Raw genomic sequence first — 16,665 nt, 5'->3', positions numbered from 1 at the left:
GTTTTTGGTGAGGATCAGCCAAAGCGCGTGTGCAACCACGCAGCCAGTTGGTCTGCGGCGGTCTCCACCAGCGCAGGCTGCCCCGCGAGGTAGTGGTTGCCGTCGACGATGTCGATGTTGTGGATGCGTTCGCCGCCCGCTTGCAGCCACGCATCGCGCGTGCTGGGGAAGGTGCTCTGGTCGGCCGTGTAAGTCAGCAGCAGCGCCGGCACGCTCGTGCGCGCGAGGTTGGTCGGCCCGTCGGCTTGCGAGCGCGAGGACCATTGCGACAGGAATGCCGTAAGAGAGGTGGTGCGGCCCATGGCGTTGGCCGAGTAATTGACCTGGCGCGCACCATCCGCCCCGCTGCCCCAGACGCTGCCCAGGGCACGATCGTTCGGGTCCAGCGACAGGTCCACACAGCGCGGGTCGGCGTGCGTGCGGTAGACGATGAAAGCCTGGTCGCGCGGCGCGCCCGGTGTGCTGCGCAACTGCTGCAGGCGATCCAGTGCCCAGCGTTCGATGCGGTCCAGCCGCGCCTGCTGCGCCTGGCTGAAGCGCGCGAGGAACTCGGCGCTGTACGGCGGGCCGTGGCGCTTGTCGTACATGTCCAGCTCGGGGTCGAGCGACATCGGGTCGTGCTCGTCGGTCACGGCCGGGTCGATCCAGTCGCGCAGCAAACGCGAGCGACCCAGGTGCGCCGCGCACAGCGCGATGCCGTCCACGGGCGGCAGGTCGCTGGCGTGCAGGTGCGTGGGGTCGCCGTCGGCGAAGTGCGTGGCGGTGAGTTGCTCGGCCTGCGCCTGATAGAACGAAGCGAGCGCCGCGCCGCCCGAGTTGCCGATCAGCACCACGCGTTCGTAGCCCTGCTCGCGCAGGTAGCGCACGCCAGCGCCCAGGTCTTGAATCACACGCTCCATCAGCAGCACCGTGTCGTTGCCGGTGTAGCGCGAGTTCAGGCCCATGCAGGCGATGCCGCGCGCGGCCAGTGGGCCGATCAGATAGTGCCCCATGAAGTTGCTCGCCGGGTGCATGACGATGGCCGCGATCTTCTTGCGCCCGGCCGGCGCGCGCCAGGCGCCGTAGATGCGCGGGCGCAGCATCTGCAGACCCGACTGGCTCTCCAGCGCCGCACCGGGTTTGACGTCGATCGCGACCAGGCGCAGCTCGGGCAGGATGCTTTCGTCAGCCATGGGCGTTCTCTTGGATGTTGCGTTGTGCGCGCAGACCGGCCTTGCGCACCGCCCAGTCCTGCAGGTCGGCATGCGCATGGCGCGCGTGCGCGTCCATCTCCGCTTGCGACACCGAGGGCGTGGTGAGTTCCACGCGCAGGCCGTTGGGGTCGAAGAAATAGATCGACTGGATGATGTGGTGGTCCGTCAAGCCGAGCACCTCCACACCGGCCGCTTGCAGGCGCGCCTTCGCGGCCAGCAGCGCGTCCACCGAGTCCACACGCAGCGCGATGTGGTTGACCCACGAAGGCGTGTTGGGCGAGGGCAGGGCGACCACATCGTCGCCAAGGTCGAAGAACGCGATGAACGAGCCGTCGCGCATGGCGAAGAAGATGTGCACGTAGGGGCAGTACTCGCCGGTGCTGGGCACGTGGTCGGCCTTGATCACGTGCACCAGTGGCAGGCCCAGCAGGTCTTCGTAGAAGTGGCGGGTCTCTTCGGTGTCGCGGCAGCGCCAGGCGAAATGGTGCAAGCCGTGGATGGCGGCGGGGTGGTCGTTGTTCATGTGCTTATGCAAGGTTGGAAGCCGCGTGGAGGCCCGCGATGTAGCCGAAGGTCATGGCGGGCCCCAGCGTGATGCCGCCGCCGGGGTAGTTGCCGCCCATGATGCTGGCCATGTCGTTGCCGGCCGCGTACAGGCCCGGGATGGGTTGCTCGTCGGCATCGAGCACGCGCGCGTGCGCATCGGTGCGCAGACCCGCGAAGGTGCCGAGGTCGCCCACCACCAGTTCGACGGCGTAGAACGGCGCGTCCTGCACCGGCGCCACGCAGGGGTTGGGGCCGGGCCACGACGGGTCGCCGTTGAAGCGGTTGTAAGCGTTGCCGCCTTTGCCGAACAAGGGGTCGCGCCCGTGCTGGGCCTCGGTGTTGTAGCGTTTCACCGTGGCTTGCAAGGCGGCCGGGTCCACGCCGATCTGTTGCGCCAGCTCGGCCAGCGTGCGGCCGCGTTTGAGATAGCCGTTGCGCAGGTCGCTGCCCAGCGGCATGGGAAACGGTTTGACGAACCCCAGGCCGTACTGGCGGATCGCGCGGTGGTCGCACAGCAGGTACAGGCCTCGGCCATCGGGCGCGGCCGATCGCAGCGCGGCGGCGATCACGTCGTGGTACGAGTCGGACTCGTTGACGAAGCGCTGGCCCTTCGCGTCGATGGCGATCATGCCGGGCTTGGCGCGGTCGATGAAGTGCGGGTACACGCCCACGCTGCCGTCCTTGCGCGGCACGCGGGAGAACACGGCCCAGGCGGCCGGGTGCGCCAGGTGCGTGTCGACGCGCCCACCGGCTTGCTCGCCGAACGCGAGGCCATCGCCCGTGTTGCCCACGGGCGCTGGCGAATGGTGCGCGCCGCCTTGGCGCACGTGCGGGAACAGCTGGCGTTGGCGCGCGCGGTCCTGCGGGAAACCGCCACAGGCCAGCACCACGCCGCGACGCGCCTGCACGCGCACATCGCGTCCTTCGTGGCGGACGATCGCGCCGCTCGTGCGCGCACCGTCCTGCGTCAGCGACAGCACCGGCGCGTTTAGCCACAAAGGAATTTCCAGGTCGAACACGCTGCGCGCCAGCCGCGCGGCCAGCGCGTTGCCATTGGTGAGCCGCATGCCGCGGCCATGGCGCAGCGTGTCGCGCAGGTGGCGCAGGAACACGCCGGCCACGTAGCGCGCGGAACGCAGCGAGCGCGTGGCGTTGAGAAAGTGCCGCACCTCGTCGCCCGACACGGTCACCAGGCCGAACAGCGTCATCTCCTGCAGCGGCGGGCGCAAGGCCTTCACCCGCGCGCCGAGTTCGCGGCCGTCGTAGGGCGCGGCGTACAGCGTGCGGCCACCTTGCGAAGCGCCGGGTTGGCCGGGGTGGTAGTCGGGGAACAGCGGCGCGGGCACGAAGCGCACGGCGGTCTTGTCTTCAAAGAACGAGACCATGGCCGGGCCGTGTTCGAGGAAAGCCTCGGCCATGTCGGGCCGACTGAACTCACCCGCTTCGACCGCCATGTACTCGCGCGCTGCAGCGCGCGAATCCTTCAGGCCCAGCCGCTCGGACACCGGATTGCCCGGCACCCAGAGCCCACCGCCCGAGAGCGCGGTGGTGCCACCGAACACCTCGGCCTTTTCCACCAGGACCACGTCCAGCCCATGCAGCTTCGCCGTGATCGCCGCCGCCATGCCCGCGGCGCCGGAGCCGACCACGAGCAGGTCGCAGTCCACGCGGTCGGGCCTTGCCTCGCTCATCGGGCGGGCCTGTTCACGTGCGTTTCGGCAATGCTGTAGATCGCGATGAAGCTGATCAGACACAGCCCGGCCATGTAGAGCGAGATCGACATGGACGTGCCGGTGGAGACGAACAGCAGCGTCGCGATGAAGGGCGCCAGCGCGCCGCCCACGATGGAGCCGGCCTGGTAACCCAGCGACGTGCCGCTGAAGCGCACCGAAGGCTCGAACAGCTCGCAGAACAACGCGGCCATGGGGCCGTACATCGCGGCGATGCACAGGCGCGCCACCACGATGGCCAGCAGCACCAGCGCCGGCACGGCGGTGTCCACGATCGGGAAGAAAGCCAACGCCCACAGCACGCCCGCGCCGGTGCCCATCAGGAACACCTTGCGGCGGCCGATGCGGTCGGACAGGCTGGCGAAGTACAGCGTGGCGAAGATCTCCAGGATGTTGGCGATGATGATGAAGCCCAGCATCGTCGAGCGCGTGAGGCCCAGTTGCGTGATGCCGTAGTTCAGCACGTACACCAGCACCACATAGCCCATGCCGTTCTGCGCCAGGCAGGCCAGCGCGGCGATGAACACCGGCTTCTTGTGGTTCTTCAGCACTTCCTTCAGCGGCGAGCGCGCGGCCTTGCCACGGCGCTGCGCCTCTTCGAAGATCGGGCTCTCGCTCACCTTGTGGCGCACATACAGGCCCACCGCCACCAGCACGATGCTGAAGAGGAACGGCAGGCGCCAGCCCCAGGCCTGGAACTGCTCTTCGGTCAGCAGCCAGCCGATCACCAGGAACACGGTGTTGGCCAGCACGAGGCCGGCGGCCACGCCCAGTTGCGGGAAGCCGCCGTAGAAGCCGCGCTTGTCCGGTGGCGCGTGTTCCACCGCCATCAGGATCGCGCCGCTCCACTCGCCGCCCACGCCAAAACCCTGGCACAGGCGCAGCAGCACCAGCAGCACGGGCGCGGCCAGGCCGATCTGCGCGTAGGTCGGCAACAGGCCGATGGCGAAGGTGCCGATGCCCATCATCAACAGCGAGAGCACCAGCATCGCCTTGCGGCCGATGCGGTCACCGAAGTGGCCCATCACGATGCCGCCGATGGGGCGCGCGAAGAAGCCGATGGCGAAGGTGCTGAACGCCGCGAGCGTGGCCGCCACGGGCGAGAACTTCGGGAAGAACTGCGTGCTGAAGATCAGCGCGGCGGCGGTGCCGTAGATGAAGAAATCGAACCACTCGATGGTGGCGCCGATCAGGCAGGCGATGGCCACCGTGCGGGCCGATTTGGCGGAGGTGCCGTCGGCGGACGGCGCGTGGGAAGAAGAGGGCGCTTGCCGCGCGGCCTCGTGGGTGATGGCCATGGATTTGTCTCCTTTGTTGGAACGTGCCGGCGATTACAAGCCCATCGCTTTTATGATGCAATCGAAATGATTTCATGCATTCATGAAGAGACCATATGAATCTGACCCTGCGCCAACTGCGGGCCTTCGTGGCGGTGGCCGATGCCGGCAGCTTCACCGAAGCCTCGCGCCAACTGCACCTGACCCAGTCGGCCTTGAGCGTGCTGGTGCGCGAGATGGAGCGCGAACTCGGCGTGCGCCTGTTCGACCGCAGCACGCGCCGCGTCTCCCTGACCGAGGCCGGCGCCGAGCTGCAGCCCGCCGTGCGCCGCATGCTGGCCGACCTGGCCGGCGCCGTGGCCAATGTGAGCGGGCTGCGGGACAAGCGGCGCGGCGTATTGCGCCTCGCGGCCCCGCAGCTCATGGCCTGCACGCTGCTGCCGCGCCTGGTGGCCGACTGGCGCCGCCGTTACCCGGACGTGGAGGTGCGCCTGACCGACACACCGCCCGAGCACCTGCTGGCCACGCTGCACGAGGGTGAGGCCGAGCTGGCCATCGGCCCGGACCGTGGGCCCGGCAGCGATGGCGAGGCCGGTGAACTGGCGCTGGAGCGCCACGCGCTGCTGGAAGACCGCCACTGGCTGGTCTGCCCCGAAGACCACCCGCTGCGCAAACGCAAACGCGTGCGCTGGAACGAGCTCGGTCCCTGGCCCTTCATCGCGCCCACGCGCGACTTCGTGCGCCGCGTGCTGCCGGAGTTGCAAGGCGAAGGCGACGCGGCCGCGCGCGCCATCCTCTCGCCACCGGCCATGGAGGTCTCGTACCTCACGACGGCCATGGGCCTCGTGGCCGCGGGCCTGGGTTTGACGGCTTGCCCGACGTATTCCGAATCCCTGGTGCGCGCGCACGGCCTGCACATGGTGCCGCTGGAAGCGCCGGCGTTCTACCGCGAGGTGAGCATCTACCGCCTGGCCAACCGCGCCATGTCGCCGGCCGCCGCGAGCTTCGTGGAGAACGCGATGGACTTCGTGCGCCGGCACCCCTCGCGCGGGGCGCGCAACCCACAGCCCTAGAATCCGCGTCCATGCGGCACGCACCGGACCGTCGACGACTCGCCTGGGCCCTGGTCTTCCTGACCTGGTTCGCGCAGCTGTGCCTGCCCGTGGCGCACGCAGGCATGGCGGCGACTGCAGGTGGCTCGATGCCCGCCTGGTGCGGCAGCCCGGCCAACGCCTCGGAGGCCATGGCCTCGCTGCCGGCCGAGATCCGCGACGCGCTCGACCCCGATGCCGCGAGCGCCGCGCACCTCGCCAGTTGCGCGAAGCTGTGCGCCGCCATCGCCAAGCTACCGCCGCTGCCCAGCGTGGACGCGGTCCACAGCCTGCCGGTGTCGAACGCGGCGCCGGTGCCTGCCGCGTTCCCCACCCACGAGGCACGCCGGCACGCCTTGCCGCCGCCGTCGCACGGCCCGCCCGCCTGGGCCTGACGCCCGCTCCCCAAGCTTCTTGGCCCGCTTCGTCCGGCTGCTGTTTTCTGGCAGCTGGGCGTGGCGCGGCTGCTCCCTTGTGCCGCGCGATGGGCCATGGCCCGTCGACGCGCCTCTCATTTTTGAAAGCCTTCTTCATGAAACACGCCTCATGCGCCGCGCTCTGCGCGACCATGCTGTCGCCCTGCGCCTGGGCGCAGACCGCTGCGACAACCCCGGACGTGGCGACATTGCCCACTGTCGTCATCCAGGCCACGCAAGCCACCGACCTGGCCCGGCAAGACCTGGAAGCCGAACAAGCCCTGACGCCGGGCGCCGTGACGCTGGTCGACGGCGAGAGCCTGCGCCAGCGCAGCGTCACCAGCCTGGCCGACCTGCTGCGCTACGTGCCCGGCGTGTGGGCCGCCAGCGGGTCCACCGGTGACTCGGCCTTTCTCTCCAGCCGAGGCTCCAACCTCGATGCGACGAACTACGACGGCAACGGCATCAAGCTGCTGGTCGACGGCCTGCCCGTGACCGCCGCCGACGGCAACAACCACAACCGGCAGATCGACCCGCTGTCGGCCAGCCACGCCACCGTGGCCCGTGGCGCGAACGCGCTGACCTATGGCGCCAGCACGCTGGGCGGCGCGATCGACTTCACCACGCCCACCGCGCGCGATGGCGCGCGCAACGAACTCTTGCTCCAGGGCGGCAGCCACGGCCAGTGGCAGGGCCGGGTCACGCTGGGTGGCACGAGCGGCGATCTCGATGGCCTGCTCACCGCCGAAACCCGGCGCGCCGACGGCTACCGGCGGCACCACCGACAGGAGCGCACCGGCTTCTATGCCAACGGCGGCCTGCAGATCAACAACGCGGTGCAGACCCGCTTCTACGCCTCGACCATCGACAACCAGCAGCAACTGCCCGGCGTGCTCACGCGCCAGCAATGGCAGGACGACCCCAGCCAAGCCGAGGCCGCTGCCGTCGCCGGCCACTACCGCTACAACGTTAAGTCCTGGCGGCTGGCCAACAAGACGGTCTGGGACATCGATGCCGACCGCAAACTCAGCGTGGGCGTGTCGGTCGAAAACCAGCAGCTCTACCACCCCATCGTCTACGCGCCGCCATTCTTCTCGCTGTTGATCGATACCCGGCAGCGCACGCTGGGCAGCACGGTGCGGTACCAGCAGCGCATGGGCGCGCACGATCTGCTGCTCGGGCTCAACCTGGCCCGCACCACGGTGGACGGCGGCAACTACAGCTACACACCGGGCGGTGCACAGACCTTGTCGGCCGCGGTCGACAACCGCGCCGACAACCTGGAACTGTTCGCGATGGACCGCTGGCGGTTCGCGCCGAACTGGACCGCTGTCTACGGCGCCCAGCTCGTGTCGACCAGCCGCGAAATCGTCAGCGCAGGGCTCCAGGGCGACTACAACGCCGTCAACCCGCGCGCCGGTCTGATCCGCCAGCTCACGCCCACCACGCAACTGTTCGCCAACGTCAGCCGCGTCTACGAGGCGCCGACGCTGTACGAACTGGAAGACGAAACGCCGGGGGCCTCACGAGGCACGCTGCTCAAGGCCATGCGCGGCACCGTGTTCGAAGTGGGCACGCGCGGCCAGCACGCACTGAGCCCACGCAACCACTGGCATTGGGACCTGGCCGTGTACCACACGCGGCTGCGCAACGAGATCCTGTCGCAGGACGACCCACGCGCGCCCGGCACCAGCCTGTCGATCAATGCCGACGGCACGGTGCACGCGGGCATCGAAGCCTTGGTGGGCGGCAGCTTCGCGCTGGGTGAGGGCGGCCGGTACCGCGCCGAGCCCACGCTCAACATCACCGTCAACCACTTCCGCTTCCGCGACGATCCAACCTATGGCAACCGTGTGCTGCCGGCCGCGCCGAAGTTTGTGTTGCGGGGGGAGGTGCTGGTCCGCCATGCCAGCGGTTTCTTCTTCGGTCCCACGTTCGACATCGTCAGCAGCCGCTATGCCGACTTCGGCAACACCTACCAGGTGGACGCCTATGCGCTATGGGGGCTGCGCGCCGGTTGGAACGGCAAGGACTGGGAGGTGTTCGCCGAGGCGCGCAACCTCGCCGACAAGAAATACGTGTCGCAGTTCAGCGTGCGCAACGTGGCCGCGCCCAACGCGGCCATTCTCACGCCCGGTGAACCGCGCTCGCTCTACGTGGGCGCGCGCCTGAAATTCTGAGGCCGCGATGTTCAGACGCTTTCCAGGGCGTCGTCGTCGGTTTCAGGGACCACGATGGCTGCGTATTGCAGATAGCCTTGCTGCTCCAGGTCCTGCAGCAAGGGCTTCACATCGGCGCCCAGCAAGCGGGCGATCTCCTGATCGGTGCGGCGGCCGTTGACCATGAGCAAGAGCGCGTGGGCTTCGCGGCCGAGTAAGTCCCGTCGGGCAATGGCTTGCCACGCGCGCGGCGTCTTGGCGTAGCGGTGGATGTTGTCGTCCATGTTGTTCTCCCCTGAAATGCAGGTGCGAATTCTGGGCCGAAATCCACGCCATGGTGCCTGTCAAATATGACAAGTCATTGATAACCACTTTGGCGTTGGATGTATCTCAATCCGCCTGCAAACCCCAGCGCGTGGGTGGGTGGCCCATGGCGGCCTTGAACATCGCGCTGAAGGCACTGTCGCTCGCATAACCGGTGGCCGCCGCCACCTGACCAATGGGCATGCCACGCGCCAGCAAGGGCAGGGCGTGCGCCAGCACCGCCTGCTGGCGCCACTGCTGGTAGGTCATGCCCAGCTCTTCGCGAAACAGCCGCGCCACCGTGCGCTCGCTCGCGCCCGTGTCCGCCGCCCACTGCCCCAGCGTGGCGCGCTCGCCCGGTGCGTTGAGCACCGCTTCGCACAGCGCGCGCAGGCGCTTGTCGCTCGGCAGGGGCACGCCCAGCGGCTGGGTGTCGGCGTGCGCCAGTTCGTCGAGCACCAACTGGATCAGCAACCGATCGCGCGAGGGTTCGGCCGCGCGGCGTGTGGCCGCGTCCATGGCCTGGATCAGCTCGCGCAGCAGCGGCGAGACCACGATCATGCGGCAGCCACCCCAGCCTGGTGGCGTGGCATCGGCGGCCACGTAGAGTGTGCGCAGCTCGGCGGCCTCCAGCACGGTGACGGCGTGGCGCATGCCCGGCGGGATCCACACCGCGCGCGAGGGCGGCACGATGTAAGTCACGGCCTGCAGCGTCGGGTCGTCGGGCTCGGCCATCACCTGCACGATGCCGGTGCCGCAGTAGGCCAGCTGGCCCCAGGCGTGGCGGTGCGGCTCGAAGTGGGTGTCGGCGGTGAGCGCGCGGGCGCGCACCCGCACCGGGCGGCCGGTATCGGGCGTGTAGGGGTCGGTGTCGCCCATCGGCTCGGGGCGTCTGGACCTGGTTTGGCGGGTTTTCACAATAAAGTGACGGATCGTCGCGATTCGGCAGAAGGGCTTGAGTCTACGATCGCGCCATGTCTTCCTCAAGCACCACCCATCCCTTGCCCGCCGTGGCCCTGCGGCAGGACGCCAGCCTGATCGGCCTGGTCGGCCTGGCGCACATGATCAGCCACTTCAGCCAGCTGCTGCTCCCGCCGCTGTTTCCCTGGCTGAAAGACGCGCTCAACGCGAGCTATGCCGAGCTCGGTTTCCTGATGTCCGTGTTCTTCGTCGTCTCGTGCCTGGTGCAGGCGGGGTCCGGCTTCGTGGTGGACCGCTTCGGCCCACGCCCCGTGCTCTTCGCGGGCCTGGCCTTGCTGGGCGTGGCCGCGTTCGGCTTTGCGGCCAGCACCGGCTACTGGATGATGGCCTTCTTCGCCATCGTGGCCGGTGTGGGCAACGGCGTGTTCCACCCGGTCGACTACACCTTGCTCAACCGCAAGGTGAGCGCGCCGCGCCTGGGCCATGCCTACAGCGTGCACGGCATCACCGGCAGCCTGGGCTGGGCGCTCGCGCCGGCCATGATGGTGTCGATCACTCTGGCCTATTCGTGGCGCGCCGCGCTGGCCAGCGCGGGCGTGCTGGCGTTCGTGGTGGTGGCGGTGCTGTGGTTCAACCGCGACCGGCTCGACGTGCCCGCCGCGCCCAAGCAGCCCGCAGGCAGCGCGCATGCGCCGGTCGAGAACCCCATGGCCTTCATGCGCATACCTGCGGTGTGGATGTGCTTCGGTTTCTTCTTTGTCTACGCCATGGCACTGAGCGTGGTGCAGGCCTTTGCGCCCGAAGCCGCGCGCCATCTGCACAACGTGCCGCTGAGCCTGGTGGCCGTGTGCCTCACCACCTACATGCTGTGCTCGGCCGGTGGCATGGTGCTGGGTGGGTTCCTCGCGTCCGACCCGGCGCGCTGCGAGCGCATCGTGGGCATCGGCTTCGGTCTGGCCGCTTGCGTGGCGCTGGTGCTCGCCTTCGCCCACGTGCCCGCAGCAGCGGTGCCGGTGCTGTTTGGCGCCATGGGATTTGCGGCCGGCATCGCAGGGCCTTCGCGCGATTTGCTGGTGAAACGCTCCACCCCCGCCAACGCCACCGGGCGCGTGTATGGCGTGGTGTATTCCGGCCTGGACATCGGCCAGGCCATCTCGCCGCTGATCTTCGGCGTGCTGATGGACCACGGCCAGTACCAGGGCGTGCTGATCGGCCTGGCGGTGGTGCAGGGCCTCCTGATCGCCAGCGCGTTCAATGTGCGGCGCGTGCGCCGCACGGCCGTGCCGGTCGCGGCCTGAAGTCTTTCTTCTTCAGGTCTTCACACGGCGCGCGCCGCCCAGCGCCGTGTTGGGGCCGGCTACCGTTTAGTTGCGGACCATCAAGATGCTGACCTACCCCTGCGGGTATAAAAGTGGGCCCGACGTCCCACCTTCGCTCGAAGGCCGATCACCGCAGATTGCTTTCCATGCCGGCCTCCTCCCGTTTGCTGCAACAGTGTTTTGAAGAAGCACTGCACGGCGCGCCCGAGATGCTGGCGCGCTGTGCCGACGCAGCCATTGCCAGCCTGCAGGGGGCAGAAAAATCCTCCAAGGACATGGCGCAGCGCGACCAGTTCGCCAAGGCCTGGTGGGGCATGTTGCAGAACAAGATCCCGTGGGGTCAGCAGTTCACGCAGCACTTGCGCGAGGCCCTGCAGGCATCGCCCGACCTGAACTCCTCGCGCCCGAGCCTGTTGTCCGAGACCTCGCTGCTCGCGCTGGTGGACGATGAAGCGGTCAACGAATCCCTCGAATCGGCGCGGCTGGTGCACGACCTCCTGCCGGTGGTGGAGCAACAACTCTCGGTGCTCGACGCGCTGATCAGCTCGGTGATCGGGCTGCCGGCCGTGCAGGCCGAGCGCAACCCGCTGCGGCCGTCGGTGTTCGTGCGGGCGCTGCGCACGCTCATGGCGTCGACCGAGTCCGAGGCCGAGATGCGTGCGATGTGGCTGCGCCACACGGACAAAGCCCTCGGCCACGAACTCCAGAAACTCTACGAACGCGTGGCGCTGATCCTGCAGCGCGCCAACGTGCAGGAAGCCGGCTACCGCGTACGGCTGACGGACGAGTCCACACGCTCGGGCGGTTTGTCCACGCGCTCGGGGCACCTGGGCACGCCTTCGGGCAGTTCTTCTCCTGTGAGCCAATGGCAGGAGCCGGGCCATGGCGGAGGCGGCAGCCAGCACGACATGCCGTCCTGGGCCGGCGGTGCCGATCCCTTGCCGCCCATGCAGTCGCTCGGCCACCGACAGCCCGCCGTGGACCACCGCGTCTTCCACGAATTCCTCAACCAGGGCGGCGCGCATTTCGACCGCCACCTCACCCCGGACTACTACGACCAGGTGAGCGAAGAGCTCGCCGCGATCGAGGCTTATGCCGCGATCCCGCTGCTCGACGAGTCCATGATCCTGGAGCAGCAGACGCAGTACCGCGACCTGCCGGCGGTGGACCGGCCGGCGCGCGAAGTCGGCATCTCCAGCCAGCTGAGCCAGAAAGCCTGGGGCGTCTTCGCGGCGTCGCACGAGCGCGAGCGCGTGCTCATGCACCTCAAGCAGAAAGCGCAGCGCGTCAAACAGGCCGTGGGCCTGGACCTGGTGCGCACGCTGGTGGCCCAGGTGGCGAGCGACCCGCTGCTGCTCGGGCCGGTGCGCGAAGCCATGGTGGCGCTGGAGCCCGCGCTGCTGCGCCTGGCCCTGGCCAACCCGAAGTTCTTCAACGAAGACGAACACCCCGCGCGGCGCCTCATCGAAAGCGTGGCACAGCGCAGCTTCAAGTTCAACGACGAGTTCTCGGAAGAATTCCACAGCTTCTTCCAGCCGGTGCAGCAGGCGTTCAACGACCTCAACGCCACCGCCAGCGCCGAGCCCCAGCCCTTCGCCGACGCGCTCACCGCGCTGCGCCAAGGCTGGGAAGCGCAAGACGCCCAGGAGCTGGCGCAGCACGACAACGGCCTGCAGTCCATCCGCTACGCCGAAGAGCGCCAGGCGATGGCCGACCAGATCGCCTGGGAACTGAGCCAGCGCCCCGACATCGACACCGCCCCCGGCGTCATCCTCGACTTTCTCTTCGGCCCCTGGTCGCTCGCGATCGCCTCTGCACAGCTCGAAGACGGCGGCCAGCAGCTCGACCCGGGCGGCTACCGCAAGGTGGTCTCCAACCTGCTGTGGAGCGTCAAAAAGGACGTCACGCTGCGCCTGCCCAAGGAACTGTTTGCCATGGTGCCGGGCATGCTGGCCACGCTGCACTCGGGCCTGGACCTGCTCGGCAAGACCCGCGAAGAAACCAAGCCCTTCTTCGACGCGCTGATGCGCCTGCACCAGCCGGTGCTGGGCCTGCGGCGCGCGCGCATCCGCCACGACGCCAGCCTGTCCGAGCCGGGGCCGCTGGACGAAGTGCCGTCGTCCATGTCCATGGAGCTCGACGAAACCTTGCCCGCCACGGCGGAGCAACGCAAGCCCCGGCCCATGGCGCAGCCCTGGCTGGGCAAGGACGAGCTCGAAGCCGCCGGCTTCCAGGACACGCTGCCCAGCGACTTCGACGACCTCATCGAAACCCAGGTGGAGGCCCGCGCCAGCGAAGACGATTCGCAAGCCGCCGCGCTGGCCGAACAGGCCGCCGAGCTCGAAAGCATCAGCGCCACGGTGTTGCTCGCATCGCTGCGCGAAGGCGACTGGGTCGACCTGTACTCGCACCGCGAGTGGCTGCGTGCGCAACTCATCTGGGCCAGCAGCAAGGGTACGCTGTTCATGTTCGTGAGCCGGGGAGGGCGGCCGCACTCCATGACCAAGCGCAGCTGCGAGCGCCTGATCTCCAGCCGCTTGCTGCGCCCGGTGAACACGCAGGGCGTGGTGGAGAAGGCGCTGCAGCAGGTGGTGGCCGCTCAAGCCACACCGCAAAAGAGCCTGGTGGCCGAGTCCGCCTGATTCCGCTCGACGCTTGTCGGGGATTTCCTACAGCCGCCAGCGCTGTGCACTGACGGTTTTATTTTTTGCGACGCGGATCATTCGTTGCCACCTCAGCGCAACAGGAGATCCCATGAGCCACAACCCCAACCGGGCGGAGCGCCGTGAAGACGCCCTGATCGACATGTTGCCGCACGTGCTGATCGCGGTCATGCTGGCCGTGGCCGCGTTGTTGCTCGTGACGTTCATGTCCTTGCTGGACGACATGAACGAGCGCGGCGAACAGCGCAGGCTGCAGCAGCGCACCACGGGGTCCTTGTTGTTGCTCGACGAGCTGGGCGTGCCCGGCGTGTCGGACGGACGTGCGCTGTCGGCGTCGGCCGACGCCAGCCCGCTGCGGTGACGGCCATGGTTGTCCTCAAACCCGCTCGCCACGGCGACAGCTGGGGCGACTTCTTCTCGTTCCTGACGATCTGGGCGGCGTTCGCTTCCGCCGCGTTGATCTTGAGCTGGTTCGTATCGGTGGTGAGCGAGGTTGCTCAGCGTGGGGAGCAGCGGCGGTTGCAGGAGGGGCCTGATGGGGTGTTGGTGCTGGCTGATGAGGTGCTGCCGGCGTTGGCGGGCGAGACGGTTGCGGCGCAGGACAAGCCGTGATTGCGTTGGTGCCTGCAGCGCGTCACAAAAGAAAAAAACGCCCGCCCACCGGATAGGTGGACAGGCGACAAGCCGTAGATCGGCCAAGGAGATAACAGCAACTGCTTCAGCGCCGCACATCGCATGGGGGCTGGAGCCAGTGAAGTGTACTGTATGTTAATACAGTGTTTGCGCCCTGGTCGAGACTGCGCGGGCCGAGGCCCGCACTTCCATCAGGTCAGTTCGTCGCGAAGCAGTACATGAGTCCCGCGCTGCCGCTCATCTTGAGCTGGTCGACGCTGCAGCCGCGCGTGCCGTGCGACGAGTTCCACGAAGCGTTGGCGACCGGGTCGGGGTTGGTGCCATTGCGGTCGTGGTGGCCCACCATGGCGGAGCCGCCATCGCTCCTGGTCCAATTGCCGCAGGTGGTGTCCTTGCCGGCATCCGGCACCGCCACCGTGCCGTCAGGGCGCGAGCCGGTGAGGATGTCGTGGCGGTTGACGGCATCACCGAAGCCCGTGACGGTTTCCCCCTTCTCGGTCAGCGAGGTGCTCTTGCCGAGCTTGGCGTTGGCGCTGTGCAGGTCCGCCACGCTGGTGGCGACGACCACGCCCTTGGCGTTGGTCCATGGGCCGGTGCCGATGCGGTCGCGCGCATTGACCGCCGGCTGCCCGTTCATGGCGGCGTTGCTCAGGTAGGCGCGCCAGGTTTTATTGCCCGCGCCGGCGCTCGTGGCCAGCGACTGGCAGAAGCGGTCGGCGCCGGCCAAGCCTCCGAGGTCGCCGCCCTTGCCGGGGTTGGCGCTGGTGATGAAGAAGCTCATGGGGTTGCCGCCCGATGACTTCATGGCGCCGCAACCCGCGATCAGAGCGACGGTGGCGACGGCGGTGCTGGCGAAAAGAACGAAACGACCGGGCATGCGAGTCTCCTGAGCAGGGTGGATGGAGCCCGCAGGCTAGCGCAACGCCGTGCCAGCGGCAACCCCCAGCCACCTTCCATGTCGTGGTCGTTGAACTGCGGGGCTGTTGCCGCGCTCAGTAAGCCGTCTCGCGGGCTTCCAAAACCAGCGACAGCACCCGCGAGCCTTTGCACGTCGCTTTTGCGCGCACGCGGCAATCGGCATCGGCTTCGACAGCCAGGCGGCAGTGGTACTCCAGGCCGTCGGTCTCCCCAGGGTTGTGGCTCGGTATGCGGCGAGTCCATAGACGCTTGCCGTCCACCTCCACCGTCAGTTCGTGCGAGCTCTCAACGACTTCCGCTGGCACAGACACCAGCAGTGTTGCATCGAGATCGAAGGTGCGCTGGCGGCCCAGTGCAGCGGGAATCACCAGGGATGCGACGGATTCGGTGCCCGCGTCATACTTCCAATATTCCAGAATCATGGCGAAAGTCTAAGCTGACTCCATCGCACTTTCGACGCGCATGACAACTTTCCGACTCCAGATTGAGGGCCGTGCGGCTCACGTTGAGGCCGATGGCGAGACCAGCTTGTTTGCTGCGATGACGCGCGCGGGAATTGCGTGGCCGGTGTCCTGTCGCAATGGGACCTGTCGCACCTGCATTGCTCGCTTGCTACAGGGGCAAGTGCGCTACGAAATTCCCTGGCCCGGCCTGAGCCCCGAGGAAAAGCAGGGGGGCTATTGCCTGCCCTGCGTGGCCAGGCCCATGGAGGATGTTGTTATCGGTCGGGCTTGAAAACCGAGCCACGCAGGACGAAGACTGCCAGCCCCATGTGACCTGGGTCACTTCACGCCGGACGGGCAGCGCTTGAAACTGGTCGAACCCCTGTTTCCAATTCTGAAGAGGTTCCCATGTGCTCCGCTGCGATCAAGCGACTGTCCCTGTATGGCTTGCTGGCGCTCGCGCCATTCGCGGCCTGCGCGCAACGAGCACCGCAGTTCGCATGGGATCGGCCCGGCCTTGCCAGCGAAGAGGGTGACGAGGTCGATGCTGCCGCCCTCTTGTCACCGATGCAGTCCGCCGCACCACCCACTCGCAACGTCCGAAAACTCAGCGACGGCGAACTCACCTGCGCGCAAATCTACGCAGAAACCCAGGCGCTGGAAAAATCCAGTCAGGCGCAGCAGGCCGAAGCCACACAGGCACAAGCCGCGATGACCGAAACCCAGAACGAGATGATGAAAAGCGCCGGCAGCATGCCCGGCAGCGGTATCGGCTCGGCGATTGGCAACAGCCTGCTCGGCATGATTCCTGGTGCGGGGCAGATCCAGGGCTATGCCATGCAGGCAGCGGCCGAGGCGCGCCGAGCCAGCATGCAGGACAGCGCCCAGAAGATGATGCAGGCGCAAACCCAGTTGATGAAGTTGGAGCAGGGCCTGGAGCACGCACAGGCACGCAGTGATCACCTGGCCGATCTGTTCCTGAAGAAAGGTTGCAAGCTCTCAGAAGTGAAGGCCGCCACTGCCAACGCCGCGCCCTAGCGGGCACGGCACCAG

17 protein-coding genes are annotated in these 16,665 nt (G+C 67.9%); 9 read left to right on the top strand and 8 right to left on the bottom strand.

What is annotated here, in order from left to right; translation table 11 throughout:
* Window positions 1-14 precede the first annotated feature (14 nt).
* From FFS09_RS11630 to FFS09_RS11615, 4 genes are read right to left on the bottom strand one after another with little or no spacing between them, the layout of a single operon-like run.
* The gene (locus tag FFS09_RS11630) at window positions 15-1,154 is read right to left on the bottom strand and encodes an alpha/beta hydrolase (RefSeq protein WP_137919057.1); all 1,140 of its coding nucleotides are present in this window, start codon (window positions 1,152-1,154) and stop codon (window positions 15-17) included.
* A gap of 10 nt (window positions 1,155-1,164) precedes the next feature.
* Window positions 1,165-1,716: a VOC family protein gene (locus FFS09_RS11625; protein WP_137919033.1), complete on the bottom strand. Its 552-nt coding sequence runs from the start codon at window positions 1,714-1,716 to the stop codon at window positions 1,165-1,167.
* Between the two features lie 4 nt (window positions 1,717-1,720).
* Window positions 1,721-3,430 (bottom strand): FAD-dependent oxidoreductase, encoded by a 1,710-nt coding sequence (locus FFS09_RS11620; RefSeq protein ID WP_137919032.1) that lies wholly within the window; start codon window positions 3,428-3,430, stop codon window positions 1,721-1,723.
* The gene (locus FFS09_RS11615; RefSeq protein ID WP_137919031.1) at window positions 3,427-4,767 is read right to left on the bottom strand and encodes an MFS transporter; all 1,341 of its coding nucleotides are present in this window, start codon (window positions 4,765-4,767) and stop codon (window positions 3,427-3,429) included. Before FFS09_RS11615 ends, FFS09_RS11620 begins: the two co-directional genes overlap by 4 nt.
* A gap of 95 nt (window positions 4,768-4,862) precedes the next feature.
* Here FFS09_RS11615 and FFS09_RS11610 point away from each other — a divergent pair, with 95 nt between their 5' ends.
* The 3 genes from FFS09_RS11610 (at window position 4,863) to FFS09_RS11600 (ending at window position 8,433) form a co-directional block, all read left to right on the top strand.
* Window positions 4,863-5,819 (top strand): LysR family transcriptional regulator, encoded by a 957-nt coding sequence (locus FFS09_RS11610; RefSeq protein ID WP_137919030.1) that lies wholly within the window; start codon window positions 4,863-4,865, stop codon window positions 5,817-5,819.
* A gap of 11 nt (window positions 5,820-5,830) precedes the next feature.
* Window positions 5,831-6,232 (top strand): hypothetical protein, encoded by a 402-nt coding sequence (locus FFS09_RS11605; RefSeq protein ID WP_137919029.1) that lies wholly within the window; start codon window positions 5,831-5,833, stop codon window positions 6,230-6,232.
* A gap of 137 nt (window positions 6,233-6,369) precedes the next feature.
* A complete protein-coding gene (locus FFS09_RS11600) occupies window positions 6,370-8,433 on the top strand; it encodes a TonB-dependent receptor family protein (RefSeq protein WP_137919028.1) in 2,064 nt (687 codons plus the stop codon).
* An 11-nt stretch (window positions 8,434-8,444) separates the two neighbouring features.
* On the opposite strand, the gene FFS09_RS11595 is transcribed toward FFS09_RS11600, so the two are convergent.
* Both FFS09_RS11595 and FFS09_RS11590 read right to left on the bottom strand, forming a co-directional pair.
* Window positions 8,445-8,696, bottom strand: a complete 252-nt coding sequence (locus FFS09_RS11595; protein WP_137919027.1) for a hypothetical protein — start codon at window positions 8,694-8,696, stop codon at window positions 8,445-8,447.
* Window positions 8,697-8,802: 106 nt separating this feature from the next.
* Window positions 8,803-9,594 carry an AraC family transcriptional regulator gene (locus FFS09_RS11590; RefSeq protein WP_137919026.1) on the bottom strand — a complete coding sequence of 264 codons (792 nt, stop codon included), beginning with the start codon at window positions 9,592-9,594 and terminating at the stop codon, window positions 8,803-8,805.
* Between the two features lie 95 nt (window positions 9,595-9,689).
* Between FFS09_RS11590 and FFS09_RS11585 the strand changes: the two genes are divergently transcribed.
* From FFS09_RS11585 to FFS09_RS11570, 4 genes are all read left to right on the top strand, one after another.
* Window positions 9,690-10,934, top strand: coding sequence for an MFS transporter (locus tag FFS09_RS11585; protein WP_137919025.1), 1,245 nt, complete (start codon window positions 9,690-9,692; stop codon window positions 10,932-10,934).
* A gap of 167 nt (window positions 10,935-11,101) precedes the next feature.
* Entirely contained in the window at window positions 11,102-13,597 is a 2,496-nt protein-coding gene (locus FFS09_RS11580) for a DUF1631 family protein (protein WP_137919024.1), read from the top strand.
* 112 nt (window positions 13,598-13,709) lie between these two features.
* Window positions 13,710-13,979: a ferredoxin reductase domain-containing protein gene (locus FFS09_RS11575; protein ID WP_137919023.1), complete on the top strand. Its 270-nt coding sequence runs from the start codon at window positions 13,710-13,712 to the stop codon at window positions 13,977-13,979.
* Between the two features lie 5 nt (window positions 13,980-13,984).
* A complete protein-coding gene (locus FFS09_RS11570) occupies window positions 13,985-14,230 on the top strand; it encodes a hypothetical protein (RefSeq protein WP_137919022.1) in 246 nt (81 codons plus the stop codon).
* Between the two features lie 217 nt (window positions 14,231-14,447).
* Here FFS09_RS11570 and FFS09_RS11565 read toward each other — a convergent pair whose 3' ends face one another.
* The gene (locus tag FFS09_RS11565; protein ID WP_137919021.1) at window positions 14,448-15,128 is read right to left on the bottom strand and encodes a hypothetical protein; all 681 of its coding nucleotides are present in this window, start codon (window positions 15,126-15,128) and stop codon (window positions 14,448-14,450) included.
* A 115-nt stretch (window positions 15,129-15,243) separates the two neighbouring features.
* Window positions 15,244-15,591, bottom strand: a complete 348-nt coding sequence (locus tag FFS09_RS11560) for a hypothetical protein (RefSeq protein ID WP_137919020.1) — start codon at window positions 15,589-15,591, stop codon at window positions 15,244-15,246.
* Between the two features lie 40 nt (window positions 15,592-15,631).
* Between FFS09_RS11560 and FFS09_RS11555 the strand changes: the two genes are divergently transcribed.
* On the top strand, window positions 15,632-15,904 hold the full coding sequence (locus FFS09_RS11555) for a 2Fe-2S iron-sulfur cluster-binding protein (protein WP_137919019.1): 273 nt from the start codon (window positions 15,632-15,634) through the stop codon (window positions 15,902-15,904).
* Window positions 15,905-16,020: 116 nt separating this feature from the next.
* Complete coding sequence (locus tag FFS09_RS11550) at window positions 16,021-16,650, top strand: hypothetical protein (RefSeq protein ID WP_137919018.1); 630 nt, start codon at window positions 16,021-16,023, stop codon at window positions 16,648-16,650.
* Window positions 16,651-16,665 lie beyond the last annotated feature (15 nt).

The organism is Hydrogenophaga sp. 2FB (genome assembly GCF_005503365.1).
Lineage (GTDB): Bacteria > Pseudomonadota > Gammaproteobacteria > Burkholderiales > Burkholderiaceae_C > Hydrogenophaga.
Note: the sequence above shows the minus strand (reverse complement) of the source record. Positions and strands in the feature narration are given on the sequence as shown.

What these genes read in the sequence shown, in the direction of transcription:
- FFS09_RS11595 (WP_137919027.1), bottom strand. Translation starts at nt 8,696, where the DNA reads ATGGACGACAACATCCACCGCTACGCCAAGACGCCGCGCGCGTGGCAA.
- FFS09_RS11580 (WP_137919024.1), top strand. Translation starts at nt 11,102, where the DNA reads ATGCCGGCCTCCTCCCGTTTGCTGCAACAGTGTTTTGAAGAAGCACTG.
- FFS09_RS11550 (WP_137919018.1), top strand. Translation starts at nt 16,021, where the DNA reads ATGTGCTCCGCTGCGATCAAGCGACTGTCCCTGTATGGCTTGCTGGCG.
- FFS09_RS11570 (WP_137919022.1), top strand. Translation starts at nt 13,985, where the DNA reads ATGGTTGTCCTCAAACCCGCTCGCCACGGCGACAGCTGGGGCGACTTC.
- FFS09_RS11565 (WP_137919021.1), bottom strand. Translation starts at nt 15,128, where the DNA reads ATGCCCGGTCGTTTCGTTCTTTTCGCCAGCACCGCCGTCGCCACCGTC.
- FFS09_RS11590 (WP_137919026.1), bottom strand. Translation starts at nt 9,594, where the DNA reads ATGGGCGACACCGACCCCTACACGCCCGATACCGGCCGCCCGGTGCGG.
- FFS09_RS11625 (WP_137919033.1), bottom strand. Translation starts at nt 1,716, where the DNA reads ATGAACAACGACCACCCCGCCGCCATCCACGGCTTGCACCATTTCGCC.
- FFS09_RS11575 (WP_137919023.1), top strand. Translation starts at nt 13,710, where the DNA reads ATGAGCCACAACCCCAACCGGGCGGAGCGCCGTGAAGACGCCCTGATC.
- FFS09_RS11620 (WP_137919032.1), bottom strand. Translation starts at nt 3,430, where the DNA reads ATGAGCGAGGCAAGGCCCGACCGCGTGGACTGCGACCTGCTCGTGGTC.
- FFS09_RS11600 (WP_137919028.1), top strand. Translation starts at nt 6,370, where the DNA reads ATGAAACACGCCTCATGCGCCGCGCTCTGCGCGACCATGCTGTCGCCC.
- FFS09_RS11615 (WP_137919031.1), bottom strand. Translation starts at nt 4,767, where the DNA reads ATGGCCATCACCCACGAGGCCGCGCGGCAAGCGCCCTCTTCTTCCCAC.
- FFS09_RS11610 (WP_137919030.1), top strand. Translation starts at nt 4,863, where the DNA reads ATGAATCTGACCCTGCGCCAACTGCGGGCCTTCGTGGCGGTGGCCGAT.
- FFS09_RS11555 (WP_137919019.1), top strand. Translation starts at nt 15,632, where the DNA reads ATGACAACTTTCCGACTCCAGATTGAGGGCCGTGCGGCTCACGTTGAG.
- FFS09_RS11605 (WP_137919029.1), top strand. Translation starts at nt 5,831, where the DNA reads ATGCGGCACGCACCGGACCGTCGACGACTCGCCTGGGCCCTGGTCTTC.
- FFS09_RS11585 (WP_137919025.1), top strand. Translation starts at nt 9,690, where the DNA reads ATGTCTTCCTCAAGCACCACCCATCCCTTGCCCGCCGTGGCCCTGCGG.
- FFS09_RS11560 (WP_137919020.1), bottom strand. Translation starts at nt 15,591, where the DNA reads ATGATTCTGGAATATTGGAAGTATGACGCGGGCACCGAATCCGTCGCA.